The sequence below is a fragment of the Magnetospirillum fulvum MGU-K5 genome (assembly GCF_000442515.1).
In the GTDB taxonomy this organism is placed as follows: Bacteria; Pseudomonadota; Alphaproteobacteria; order Rhodospirillales; family Magnetospirillaceae; genus Phaeospirillum; species Phaeospirillum fulvum_B.
The window spans coordinates 20,579-32,581 of sequence record NZ_AQPH01000017.1; the positions used below are offsets into that span (position 1 = coordinate 20,579).

At 64.1% G+C, this 12,003-nt stretch carries 10 protein-coding genes; 9 read left to right on the forward strand and 1 reads right to left on the reverse strand.

Features of this window, described 5'->3' with window-relative positions; translation table 11 throughout:
• Positions 1-6 precede the first annotated feature (6 nt).
• From purF to K678_RS06480, 3 genes are all read left to right on the forward strand, one after another.
• A complete protein-coding gene (gene purF, locus K678_RS06470; protein ID WP_021131657.1) occupies positions 7-1,467 on the forward strand; it encodes an amidophosphoribosyltransferase in 1,461 nt (486 codons plus the stop codon).
• Positions 1,467-2,189, forward strand: coding sequence for an SDR family NAD(P)-dependent oxidoreductase (locus K678_RS06475; RefSeq protein ID WP_021131658.1), 723 nt, complete (start codon positions 1,467-1,469; stop codon positions 2,187-2,189). Before purF ends, K678_RS06475 begins: the two co-directional genes overlap by 1 nt.
• Positions 2,190-2,389: 200 nt before the next feature.
• Positions 2,390-3,709 (forward strand): hypothetical protein, encoded by a 1,320-nt coding sequence (locus K678_RS06480; protein ID WP_021131659.1) that lies wholly within the window; start codon positions 2,390-2,392, stop codon positions 3,707-3,709.
• A 202-nt stretch (positions 3,710-3,911) separates the two neighbouring features.
• Here K678_RS06480 and K678_RS06485 read toward each other — a convergent pair whose 3' ends face one another.
• Positions 3,912-5,939, reverse strand: a complete 2,028-nt coding sequence (locus tag K678_RS06485; protein WP_021131660.1) for an elongation factor G — start codon at positions 5,937-5,939, stop codon at positions 3,912-3,914.
• A 343-nt stretch (positions 5,940-6,282) separates the two neighbouring features.
• Between K678_RS06485 and K678_RS06490 the strand changes: the two genes are divergently transcribed.
• The 6 genes from K678_RS06490 to K678_RS06515 all read left to right on the forward strand — a co-directional run bounded on the left by K678_RS06490 (position 6,283) and on the right by K678_RS06515 (position 11,979).
• Positions 6,283-6,621, forward strand: coding sequence for a P-II family nitrogen regulator (locus K678_RS06490; protein WP_002726357.1), 339 nt, complete (start codon positions 6,283-6,285; stop codon positions 6,619-6,621).
• A gap of 99 nt (positions 6,622-6,720) precedes the next feature.
• Positions 6,721-8,133 carry a type I glutamate--ammonia ligase gene (gene glnA, locus K678_RS06495; RefSeq protein ID WP_021131661.1) on the forward strand — a complete coding sequence of 471 codons (1,413 nt, stop codon included), beginning with the start codon at positions 6,721-6,723 and terminating at the stop codon, positions 8,131-8,133.
• Positions 8,134-8,625: 492 nt separating this feature from the next.
• Positions 8,626-9,183: a recombinase family protein gene (locus tag K678_RS06500; protein ID WP_021131662.1), complete on the forward strand. Its 558-nt coding sequence runs from the start codon at positions 8,626-8,628 to the stop codon at positions 9,181-9,183.
• Between the two features lie 583 nt (positions 9,184-9,766).
• Complete coding sequence (locus tag K678_RS06505; RefSeq protein WP_021131663.1) at positions 9,767-10,426, forward strand: hypothetical protein; 660 nt, start codon at positions 9,767-9,769, stop codon at positions 10,424-10,426.
• A 2-nt stretch (positions 10,427-10,428) separates the two neighbouring features.
• Complete coding sequence (locus tag K678_RS06510; RefSeq protein WP_021131664.1) at positions 10,429-11,055, forward strand: hypothetical protein; 627 nt, start codon at positions 10,429-10,431, stop codon at positions 11,053-11,055.
• Positions 11,056-11,220: 165 nt separating this feature from the next.
• Complete coding sequence (locus K678_RS06515) at positions 11,221-11,979, forward strand: hypothetical protein (protein ID WP_021131665.1); 759 nt, start codon at positions 11,221-11,223, stop codon at positions 11,977-11,979.
• Positions 11,980-12,003: the final 24 nt, after the last annotated feature.

A 12,003-nucleotide genomic window follows, 5' to 3' on the forward strand; every position in this document is an offset into this window, starting at 1 on the left:
TCCCCGATGCTGACCACCCATCCTTTCGACGACGACCACCTGCATGAAGAATGTGGGGTGTTCGGCATCTTCGGCCATCCGGAGGCGGCGGCTCACACCGCGCTCGGATTGCACGCGCTGCAACATCGCGGCCAGGAAGCGGCCGGTGTCGTCACCTTCGACGGACATCAGTTCCACAATCACCGCGGCCTTGGCCATGTCGAAGACAATTTCGGCAATGAATCGGTGATCCGCAAGCTGAAGGGGACGATGGCCGTCGGCCATGTCCGCTATTCGACCACCGGCGAGACCTTGCTGCGCAACGTCCAGCCGCTGTTCGCCGAAATGGAATTCGGCGGCCTTGCCCTGGGTCATAACGGCAACCTGACCAACGCGATGGCGCTGCGCCGCCAGTTGGTCCGGCGCGGCTGTCTGTTCCAGTCGACCACCGACACCGAAGTCATCATCCATCTGATCGCGATCAGCCTCTATTCGACGGTCGAGGATCGGTTGATCGACGCGCTGCGTCAGGTCGAAGGAGCCTATTCCCTGGTCGCGCTGACCCCGGATTCGGTGATCGGTGTCCGCGATCCGCTCGGCATCCGTCCGCTCTGTCTGGGCCGGATGGAAAAGAGCTGGGTGCTGGCCTCGGAATCCTGTGCGCTCGACATCATTGGGGCGGAATTCGTCCGTGACGTCGAACCGGGCGAGATCGTGATCCTGTCGGCCGAGGGCGTCCGCTCGTTGAAGCCGTTCGCCAAGCAGCCCAGCCGCTTCTGCATCTTCGAGTACATCTATTTCGCCCGTCCGGATTCGATGATCGAAGGCATCAGCGTCTATGAAGTGCGCAAGCGCATCGGCGCCGAACTGGCCCGCGAAAGCGGGGTCGAGGCCGATCTGGTGGTGCCGGTGCCGGATTCCGGCGTGCCGGCCGCGATCGGTTATGCCGCCGAGGCGGGGGTGCCGTTCGAACTGGGCATCATCCGCAACCATTATGTCGGCCGCACCTTCATCCAGCCGACCGACAGCATCCGTCACACCGGCGTCAAGATGAAGCACAACGCCAACCGCGCCTCGTTGGCCGGGAAGCGGGTGGTGCTGGTTGACGATTCGATCGTGCGCGGCACCACGTCCCGCAAGATCGTCGAGATGGTGCGTCAGGCCGGGGCGACCGAGGTGCACATGCGCATCTCCAGCCCGCCGACGACCTATTCCTGCTATTTCGGCATCGACACCCCGGAACGGAGCAAGCTGCTGGCCGCCCGTCACGATGTCGAAGGAATGGCCCGTCTGATCGGCGTCGATTCGCTGGCTTTCATTTCGCTCGACGGTCTCTACCGCGCCGTCGGCGAACCCAGCCGCGATGCCGCTTCGCCGCATTATTGCGATGCCTGCTTCACCGGCGATTACCCGGTGCGGCCGACCGATTTCATCGATAATGGCGGTGAGATTGAACAATTGTCGCTGTTGACCGAGGATATCGCCTGATGTCGGGGTTGCTTGAGGGCAAGGTCGCGCTGGTTACCGGCGCGTCGCGGGGAATCGGGGCTGCTGTCGTGCGCCGCTTCGCCGCCGAGGGGGCCGAGATCATCGCGATCGCCCGCACCCAGGCCTCGCTCGAAGAGCTGGACGACGACATCCGCGCCGCGGGCGGTAAGCCGCTGGTGCTGGTGCCCGAAGACCTGCGCAAGTCCGAGGTGATTGATCGCGTCGCCGCCGCGATCTTCGACCGCTGGGGGCGTCTTGACGTCCTGGTCGGCAATGCCGGGGTGGTCGGGGGCGGGCTGCGTCCGGTCGCCCATCTCGAACCTAAGGATTGGGACGAGATGATCGCCGTCAATCTGACCGTCAATTGGCGTCTGATCCGGGCGATGGACCCGCTGTTGCGGATGTCCGAGGCGGGCCGCGCCGTCTTTACCGCCGCCGCCGAGGCGGACGAGGCTCCCGCCTTCTGGGGCGGGTACGCGGCGTCGAAGGCCGGTCTCGAGTCGATGGTGCGTTGCTGGGCGGCCGAGGTCGCCAATGTCACCCGGCTGCGCGTCAATCTGCTCGATCCCGGTCCGGTCGCCACCCGTTTGCGCACCATCGCCTATCCCGGCGAGGACCAGACCCTTTTGACCCAGCCCGATGCGGTGGCTGGAGCTTTCCTCTCGCTCTGCCTGCCCGGCTGTGAACAACACGGTGAGGTTGTGCGTTCGGCCCAGGTCTGACGCCAGAGCCGAAAACCGACACGCCGTGCGACGGAGCCGCCCCTTGATTGCGGCGGTTCCGTCCGGCGTGGCCGTGTCCGCCGATCTTGATCGGACTTGCGCCTTTGGCTGAGGATGCGCTATCCCCATGGATAGGTAGGCCGGTCGGCGCAACGTCTTTGAAAATAAGGGGCGGCCTTGAGAGGGTCGGCAGCAGCGGGATGAGTCCTTCCGATCCGCACGACGCGATGAAAGCGTTCGAAACGAAGGCCGCCAGCCTGATCGCCGCGACGCGGTCGCTCGACATTCCCCGCATTTTGTTGCTGCGTCGCCTTACTCTGGCCGACAGCGAAGCCCGCAAATGGGCCAACGAACGACAGCTTAATGTTGTGTTTTCGGTGGTGCTGGCCAAGGCGGCGGAGCGTCTTGGTCTTCCTGCGCTGCGAGCCCTGCGCGAACAGGGGCTGAGGTCGCTGTTACCCAATGATTCGACCGGGCAGGCCGAGGATCTTCGGGTGTTGTCCGAGGTCGTCACCCAATTGCTGGGGCCGCCGGAGATGAGCGAGGCGGAAGCCTTCCGCTCGGCCTTCCGCTCCGTGCTTGACCGCGATTATCCCCCTCCGCCGGAACGGGTCGCCCGGACCCAGCCGCCCTTGCGTGAGCCGCCGCCTTTGTTTGCCGCCCAATTGGGTCCGGCCACCGAGCGCCGCATCGCCGCCCGGGTACTGGTTGCCCCGCCGCCCGGCGAGCCCGAGCCCGGCTCCGCTCCCGGTCCGGTCGCCGTGGTCGATTTCGCCGCTTTGTTCGACGAAACCCTGTGCGCCTACGCTCAGAAGACGCTCAGCATGTTCCGCATCGCCGGATCGTCGCATGGGGTCAGGCTGCCTTTCCTGCTGGCTCCCGAATTCGGTCAGGTCTATCGCGATGTACTGCAACGCTTTGTCTTGCCGCAGATGCGCGCCACCCGCCACATCCAGACCCTGGCCCAAGGCACCAACTGGGCCGAGGCGGGAGCGGATCGCCTGCTCGAAATCATTCAAAGCGGCGAGGTCAATAACCCGATCCTGCACAATTGGGATACGCGGTGGGCTTCGTTCCGGGCTGGGCGGTCGGTCAAAGGGCGCAAGACGACGTTAAAGCCCGAGGATAATCCGTGGCCGCTGCTGCGCGAGGAGGCGACCCGCAGCAATTTCCAGCCGCCCAGTGAGGACGACCTTGTTCTGCTGAAGGACGTGATTCGCTTCGAAGCCGACGCGATGGCAAAATGCTGGCGTGAACTGAGTCAGCTCTATGCGCAGGAATTCGTGCCCTCCGGCCGGCCGGATCAGGGCCGCGAAGGGGCATTGCGCGACGGCATCATCAAATGGGTGGCCAAGATGCCCGATCATGTCGGCGAGCATCTGGCGATCAAGGCGATGTTCGAGTTCGAGAAGATCGACGCGGCGTGGTTGCGCAAGCTGCTGGGCAGCTTTGGCCGCACCGATTCCGAGCGCCGCCGGGTCGTTCCCTATCTGGCCGACTTCGTTACCCAGCTATATTGAGCCGGGCACCCGATCGGAAGGGGGACCGCTCCCGGGCTCGTCGTGAGGGAAACGACGAAGCGCGATGACCTGCGGCTTCCACGTCGCGCCGGTCGTCGCGCCTCTTGTTCCGGACCGAGGAGTCCGGACGGGAGCGGCCTGATCCACAGCCTGAACTCCCGCCGGCTCTCCGGTCATTGAAAAAGCATAATCACGGCACTCTCTAATCGGCGGCCAGGGCCTCCCGCCTAGCTTCGATCACCTTTTCGGCGACCCGTCCGGTCAGTTCCTGAAGGTGGTCGAACGTCCAGGCAAAGGTGCCGACCCCCATCGTCAGCGAGCGCAATTCGACGATCAGATCGTCCATTTCCGCCTGGGGCAGATAGGCGTTGACGGTATCCCACCCCGGCCAGCCCTCGCGGGCATCAAAGCCGAGAAGCTGGCCGCGCCGTCCCGTCACGATCCGCTGGGCCTTGGCGGTATAGTCGCTGGGGACCGACAGTTCGACCAGCAGGATCGGTTCGAGCAGAATCGGCTCGCATTGCGGCATCCCTTCGGCCATCCCGATCCGGGCGGCGGTCTTGAACGCCATGTCCGAACTGTCGACGGCGTGATAGCTGCCCTGGGTCAGGGTGACCGACAGATCGACCACCGGGAAGCCCAGCGCCCCCTGAGACAGGGATTCGGTGACGCCCTGTTCCACCGCCGGAATGAAGTGGCGCGGCACCACGCCGCCCACCACCGTCTCGCGGAACTGGAAACCCGAGCCACGGGGCAGGGGGGCGATGTCGAGATAGACGTCGCCGAACTGGCCGTGTCCGCCCGATTGCTTCTTGTGCCGTCCATGCACCGAGGCAGCCTTGCGGATCGTTTCCTTGTAGGGAACGGTCGGTTTGCGGGTCACCACCTGCATGTTGAAGCGGCTTTTCAGCCGGTCGGTCGCGACCTGAAGATGGATTTCGCCCTGACCACGCAGGACCAGTTCGCCGAATTCGCTGTGATCGAGCACCAGCGAGGGGTCTTCCTCGCACAGCTTGGCCAGAACCCCGGTCAGCTTGACGTCGTCGCCCTTTTTCTCGGCGGCGACGGCCAGCGAGAACAACGGCGACAAAGGCTTGGGCCAGGGCAGCGTGGCCGAACTGTCGGCGGTCAGCAGGCCGCCGGTCAGAATCGCATCAAGACGGCCAAAGGCGGCAATATCGCCGGTGCCGACACGAGGGGCCTTGGCCGGTCCGGTGATGCTGGGGAGATACAAGCCGGAGATGCGGTCGCCGTTGATGGATTGATTGTCGGTGAATTCGCCGCGCCAGACCCGGCCATAGCTCAGCTTGCCGGTGTGCTGGGCGTGGACCGACTTGAAAATCTGCGCCAGCGGCGGGCCATCGGCGGCGATGCCCAGGCGGCGGGCGGTCGCGGTCGGGCCGGGAACGTCATGCCGCAGTGCCTTCAGCAGACGGCGGATGCCGCTATCGTTTTCGGCCGAACCGAAGAAGACCGGAACGATCAGATTCTCGGCCAGATCGCGCGACAGATCCTGATACAGCTCGGTGGGCGGCGGCTGGATGTCTTCCAGCAATTCTTCCATCAGGCGGTCGTCGAAATCGGCCAGATGCTCCAGCAATTCCTGCCGGGCGCGGGTTTCCTCGCTTTGGATTTCGTCGGGAATGCGGATCAGGTCTGACGGCTGGCCGGGGCGATAGCGGTAGGCCCGCTCGGACACCAGATCGATATAGCCGGTGACGGCCTCGCCCTCGCGGATCGGGACTTCGCGTAGCACCAGCGGTCGGTCGGACACGGCCTGAAGCGCCTCCAGCGTCTCGGTCAGGCGGGTTCCAGCGGTATCGACCTTGTTGATGAACAGCAGATGCGGAATCTTGTGTTCATTGAGGAATTTCAGCATCGGCGCGACCATCACCGCGCGGGCAGGGTCGGGCTCACAGACGACGATAGCGGCGTCAACGACGGCCAGGGCGTTCAGCGCATCTTGCTTGAACTCAACCGAGCCGGGGCAGTCAACAAAGGTCCAGGTTTCATCCAGATAACGGGCGGAAACGATATTGGGTTCGACGCTCATCTGCCGGGCGCGGGCTTCGGGGCTGGAATCGCCGACGGTCGATCCGTCGCGGGTCCGGCCTTTGCGGGCGACGGTCCCGCAGGCAGAGAGCAAAGCTTCAAGCAGGCTGGTTTTGCCGCTGGCGTAAGGGCCGACCAAAGCGGCCGCCCGCGGCAGGGAAGGGGTTCTTGACGTCATGGTCCCTCCTGGGGGAACTCAAGGTTCAGCGCGGCGATAAAATCCCCCTTCGCCGCGTGGCGGCGCCCCCCGCCGCTCAAGAGATAACCATTTCAGTAGATGAGGTTGCAGGCAACCGGAAACACGCAGGCCCGTCTCAAAGCCGGGCATAGCGGACCTGCCTTAAAAACAGGCGGCAATGCCCAAGTATCGGGCAGGTTTTGCAGTGGTGATCCGCAGATTCGCACGCTTTTCCGGGTGGCCGAAGTGGCACGAGCCGTGCTACATGATTGGCTCGTTCAACGTGGGCTCGATGCTCGTTCAACGCGGGCCCTACGCCATTTCTTCCATAGACGGCGGGTACATGAAGAAGATCGAAGCGATCATAAAGCCCTTTAAGCTCGATGAAGTGAAGGAAGCCCTTCACGAAGTCGGGCTTCAGGGCCTTACCGTGACCGAGGCCAAGGGTTTCGGCCGGCAGAAAGGGCATACCGAGCTGTATCGCGGTGCCGAGTACGTTGTGGACTTCCTGCCCAAGGTCAAGATCGAGCTGGTGATCGACGAGTCTCTGGTGGAGCGCGCGGTCGAAGCGATCCAGCAGGCGGCTCATACCGGCCGTATCGGCGATGGCAAGATCTTCATCTCCACGGTCGAGGAAGCGATCCGCATCCGCACCGGCGAGCGCGGTAGCGACGCAATCTAAAGGGGGGTGGCGGCTCCATTTCGTGATTTACGGCAAGGGCCGCCGCACACGTTTTTCGAGCACATCCGTCTTTTGAATCCAACTGTCAGGAAAGTGGCTATGTCCGACGACGTCCAGAAGGTCCTCGAACTGATCCAGGAAAATGACGTCAAGTACGTCGATTTCCGTTTTACCGATCCCCGCGGCAAGTGGCAGCACACCGCCCAGCACGTTTCCACCGTCGATGCCGACATGCTGAACGAAGGCATCATGTTCGACGGCTCGTCGATCGCCGGCTGGAAGAGCATCAACGAATCCGACATGATTCTGATGCCGGACCCCTCGTCGGCCGTGATGGACCCGTTTGCCGCCCAGGCCCAGTTGATCATCAACTGTGACATTGTCGAGCCGGCGACCGGCCAGCTGTACGACCGCGATCCGCGCTCGATCGCGAAGCGCGCCGAGGCTTATGTCAAGTCGTCGGGCGTGGGCGACGCGACCTATTTCGGCCCCGAAGCCGAATTCTTCATCTTCGACGACGTCAAGTACTCGGTCGGGATGAACAAGGGCTACTACGAGCTGCTGTCGGAAGACGGCGTCGAGTCGCAGGGCAAGGACTTCCCCGAAGGCAATCTGGGCCACCGTCCGGGCGTCAAGGGCGGCTACTTCCCGGTTCCGCCGGTGGATGGTCATGTCGACATCCGCGCCGAGATGCTGACCGTGATGGGCGAAATGGGCCTGCCGATCGAAAAGCATCACCACGAAGTGGCCTCGTCGCAGCACGAACTGGGCATCAAGTTCGGCAGCCTGGTTCAGGCCGCTGACTGGATCCAGATCTACAAGTACGTCGTCCACAACGTCGCCGCGTCCTATGGCAAGACCGCGACCTTCATGCCGAAGCCGATCTATGGCGATAACGGCTCGGGCATGCACGTCCACCAGTCGATCTGGAAGGCGGGTAAGCCGCTGTTCGCCGGCACCGGCTATGCCGACCTGTCGGAAACCGCCCTGTACTACATCGGCGGTATCATCAAGCATGCCAAGGCGATCAACGCCTTCACCAACCCGCTGACCAACAGCTACAAGCGTCTGATCCCCGGCTTCGAGGCTCCGGTGCTGCTGGCTTACTCGTCGCGTAACCGTTCGGCTTCGTGCCGCATTCCCTACTCGGCTTCGCCGAAGGGCAAGCGCGTCGAAATCCGCTTCCCCGATCCGGGTGCCAACCCGTACCTCGCCTTCTCGGCGATGCTGATGGCTGGCCTCGACGGTATCGCCAACAAGATCCACCCCGGCGATCCGATGGACAAGAACCTGTACGACCTGCCGCCGGCCGAGCTGGCCCAGGTCCCGACCGTGTGCGGTTCGCTGCGCGAAGCTCTGGACAGCCTGAAGGCTGACCACGACTTCCTCGTCAAGGGCGACGTGTTCTCGAAGGACTTCATCGAGAGCTACATCGACCTGAAGTTCGAAGAAGTCTATCGCTTCGAACACACCCCGCATCCGGTCGAGTTCCAGATGTATTACAGCGTTTAATCGCTGCGAGGTTTTCCGCGCTCTTCACTGCCCCCCGACAGGAGGATGGTGGACCAGCTCGGTGGACCAGTCAAGAAGCCCCCGTCAGGAAACTGGCGGGGGTTTTTTCTTGTCCGATGTTTGGGCGAAAAAATGTGAGCGGGTATCAAGTCGAATGCTGATACCCGGTTCCCCCCATGGGGGGGTGTCACCTGCCTCCGCTGGGATGGCTGCTGACTGGGTGCCCTGTCTCCTGTCCCGCCTGTCGTCGGTGCCGCTCTTCCTTGCCCTGCCGGCTATCACCAACCTGCCCCGGCCTGTGCGTGTGTGCATGGCCCTGGGAGATGCACGATGCACACGGGTCGCGGCTCGTTCCGACCACCCGTCTTGTTGGGGTAAACCCCAGCAAGCCAGTTCGGCGAGACACTTTTCGCGTCTTGTATGGGTTGATTTCCAATTTCCAAGACGGTACGGTGACGTGGTCTAAAGCTAAACAAGACAGTGAGACGTCCCATGAGCAAGATCGGATATGCCCGCGTCAGCACCACCGACCAGGACACCGGCATTCAGGTTGCCGCACTTCGCGCCGCCGGCTGTGAGGTAGTCCGCGAGGAGAAGGCCAGCGGCACCAGCACCGAGGGCCGCACCGAGCTTCAGACCATCCTGGAATTCCTGCGGCCCGGTGACGTGCTGACCGTCACCCGCATCGACCGCCTCGCCCGCTCCATCGCCGACCTCCAGACCATCGTGCGGACCATCCGGGAGAAGGGCGCGGCGCTGGCCTGCACCGAACAGCCGGTGGACACCAGCACCGCCGCCGGCAAGGCGTTCCTTGACATGCTGGGCGTCTTCGCCGAGTTCGAGACTAACCTCCGCCGTGAACGCCAGATGGAAGGGATCGCCAAGGCCAAGGCGGCGGGGGTCTACAAGGGCCGCAAGCCCACCATCGACCCCAAGGAAGTCCGGGCGCTGAGAAGCCAAGGGCTAGGAGCAACCGAGATTGCCAAGCGGCTGGGGATCGGCCGCGCCTCTGTCTATCGGGTGCTGGAGCAGCAGCAGCCCGCAGACTAACCACCCGCCAACATCCTTCTTCAAGGCCCTCGCCGGGTCCTCCTGGCGCGGGCTTCTTCGTCTCTGAGGGAGGCAGCCCTGGTCAATTTTACACATAGAAAACGTTGTTTGTGCCTGGCTCTCTGGGGGCGGGTACGGGATTAGGTTGCACCTATGTACACCCTGACCCGGAACCACGGTGCCCCTTCAGCCCTCCGCCCCGTTGCAACCAGCCTCCCAAAGCTTGGGCTTGGCGGGCCGTGTCCGCGTCTGATCGCGCCAACAGCGCCAGATCGGCACGTCACCGATAAACGCCCAAGAAGGACGTTGAGCGGGCAAATGCCGTCTGGCTGGGTAGGTAGTGGGGCGACCTTCCACTGCCTCACCGGCCTTCTGGCGGGCTTTGATGGGCATGTCGATTAGGTTGCCCCACGGCATATAGAACCCCTTCCGCCGCCAGAGCAGCGGAGGGGCGCACCATCAACCCCGCTTCCCACCCTCTGCCGTCCAATCGACTGGGGCCGATGCCGCAAGGTGTCGGCCTCTTTCTTTGGGCTGCGACGGGAGGGGGGCGGGAAGCCAACCCCAACACGAAAGGAAGACCATGAACACTCTCCCCACCATCCGCCCCCTCGACCGCCTCGCCCGGTGCATCAACGAGCAACAGGCGCAGATCGAAGCCCACGCCAGGAACATGCTGTTCTTCGCCAAGGTGGCCGGCGAATTGCTGATCGAGGCCAGGGACAGTAAGGAACGCACCGAACCCTTCAAGGAATGGGTGCCCAGGTACTGCCGCAAGGCCAACGGCCAGCCTCTCAGCTATGTCCAGGCCACGAAGTACATGAACGTGGCCCGTCGCTGGGATGATCTGAAAGGTTTCGCCGACGAAACCTGCACCAACTCCATCGACGCCTTCCTCGGATACCAGAAGGCCAACCCAGCCCCCAAGTCCAACCTTCCGACCTTCACCGAGGACGACGCCGAGTACGCCCTGAAGATCGCCGCCCGCCTGGACAGCGACTTCGAAGGGGAGCGCGACGTCGCCGCCGACAAACTCAACACCTTCGCCAAGCAGCACGGGATGACCGGCGAAGAGTTGGTCGAGAAGGCGAAGAAGCTGCGCCCGGCCCAGCACCTCACCAATGTCGAAGCCGGGAAGCAGGAACTCCGAGCAGAAATTCTTGCGCCCTTTCAGTCCATGTCGAAGCAGGAACTGCTCGACGTGATCTTCAATCTCATCGTCAAGTTGTCCAGAGAGGCCTGACCATGCACTACATCCGCAGGGTCACCGACCTGGAAACCGGGGAGGTGAAGACCATCAGTCTCGGTGAACACCTGCCCTTCACCGAAGCCGCCGCCAAATTCGGCGTCACCCGTCCGACCCTCGTCAAGGTCCTGCTTCAACTGGGCTTGGTCCAGAAGGAGTTCGACACCGTGGCGCGGGAGAACCGCTACCGTCTCCATCCCGAGGCCGAGAAGAAGGGGCTGGGCAAGCGTCTGATGGGGCCTCACGGTCCCTTCGACGTTCTCTGTCCGTCCGCCCTGGAGTGGCTTGAGGCCGACCTGAAGGCCATCCTCGCCGCCAGCACCTTCGACCGGGCCACGGTCACCGCCCTTCAGGCCCTCGACGCCTACGACGCGGAACGGCTCTCCAAGCTGGATGTCGAGGGGAAGGTCTTGTGGCTGATCTATCACTTCCCGGACCTGCCCGTCCGTCAGATGGCGCAGGGCCTGGGGGTCAGCGAGAGGCTCGTTCACCGCTACCTGACCAAGCGGCGGGATCAGCTTGAACGGGCCAGCAAGAGGATGGCGGGGGAGGTCTTCACCCCGGCCGAGCCGGAAGTGGAGCCGAAAGCCGAACCCGAGGCAGACCGGCAATCCCTCGCCGCGTGACCCCTGAAGCCGGCCTTGAGGTCGTAGGTATTACAGGCGGTGTGAACACCCCCGAAACAGACCCATCCGCCGTCTGACCCCGGCGGGGCTGCTCGTCCAGCCCGCCCCCCTGATCAACCCGCCCCACGTCGAGACACGCCCCGGCCCCGTACAGGATGCCGGCTGATGGCGCTCGTCTCGGCGTGGGCGTCATCCAACGAGGACACCATCACCATGACCCATCTTCATTCCCCCAGCGGCCGGCGCTGCTCGGTGCCCGGCTGCACCGTCCCGGCCCGAGGTCGAGGCCCCCATTGCGAGACCCACCGCCAGCGCAAGCGCCGCAACGGCCACGTCGATCAGCATCCCGTCACCAAGGCCACCCTGCGGCCCTATGTCGCCAGGGTCCGCAAGATCGTCGAGCGCGACCAGACCGGCCAGCTTGCCGCCGCCCTGCACCAGCTTCACGACCTGATCGGCGCCCGGGGGCGGCAGATCGTCGCCGACGCGGCGAGCGGCAGGCCGGGCAGCAAGTGGGAGCGGATCGCCGCCCAGGAGACGGCCCAGGTGGTCGCGGACACCGACGCCATCGGCTGCGCCGCCACCCTTGCCGCCCTGTTCCTGCTGCGGGACGAGGAGCCGGGGCACTTCGCCAGCGACGAGGGCTTCCGGTTCCAGCTTGCCCGCGCCTTCCGCGCCCAGACCAGCCGGGCCTTCGGGTCGTACTGGGATCTCGAGAACGGGCGGACCAAGACCGTCTACCGCGACACCCCGCCCCGTGCCACGGCGCTTCTCGCCGGCTGGCTGGTCGAAGCCTACGCCCGCTTCGCCGCCCACGTCGTCGCCTGGGACCGGGCCGAGAGGGCGAAGCAGGCCGAAGCCCACGCAGCCATCGACGCCGCCTTCGCGGCGATGTCCCCTGCCTCCCGTCCGCCTTGCGCGTGATGGTGGATCCCCTTACCCTGCTTC

Bases quoted from the DNA above. Each gene is read 5' to 3' on its own strand.
- purF (WP_021131657.1), top strand. From the start codon at position 7: ATGCTGACCACCCATCCTTTCGACGACGACCACCTGCATGAAGAATGT.
- K678_RS06480 (WP_021131659.1), top strand. From the start codon at position 2,390: ATGAGTCCTTCCGATCCGCACGACGCGATGAAAGCGTTCGAAACGAAG.
- glnA (WP_021131661.1), top strand. From the start codon at position 6,721: ATGTCCGACGACGTCCAGAAGGTCCTCGAACTGATCCAGGAAAATGAC.
- K678_RS06505 (WP_021131663.1), top strand. From the start codon at position 9,767: ATGAACACTCTCCCCACCATCCGCCCCCTCGACCGCCTCGCCCGGTGC.
- K678_RS06485 (WP_021131660.1), bottom strand. From the start codon at position 5,939: ATGACGTCAAGAACCCCTTCCCTGCCGCGGGCGGCCGCTTTGGTCGGC.
- K678_RS06510 (WP_021131664.1), top strand. From the start codon at position 10,429: ATGCACTACATCCGCAGGGTCACCGACCTGGAAACCGGGGAGGTGAAG.
- K678_RS06490 (WP_002726357.1), top strand. From the start codon at position 6,283: ATGAAGAAGATCGAAGCGATCATAAAGCCCTTTAAGCTCGATGAAGTG.
- K678_RS06515 (WP_021131665.1), top strand. From the start codon at position 11,221: ATGGCGCTCGTCTCGGCGTGGGCGTCATCCAACGAGGACACCATCACC.
- K678_RS06500 (WP_021131662.1), top strand. From the start codon at position 8,626: ATGAGCAAGATCGGATATGCCCGCGTCAGCACCACCGACCAGGACACC.
- K678_RS06475 (WP_021131658.1), top strand. From the start codon at position 1,467: ATGTCGGGGTTGCTTGAGGGCAAGGTCGCGCTGGTTACCGGCGCGTCG.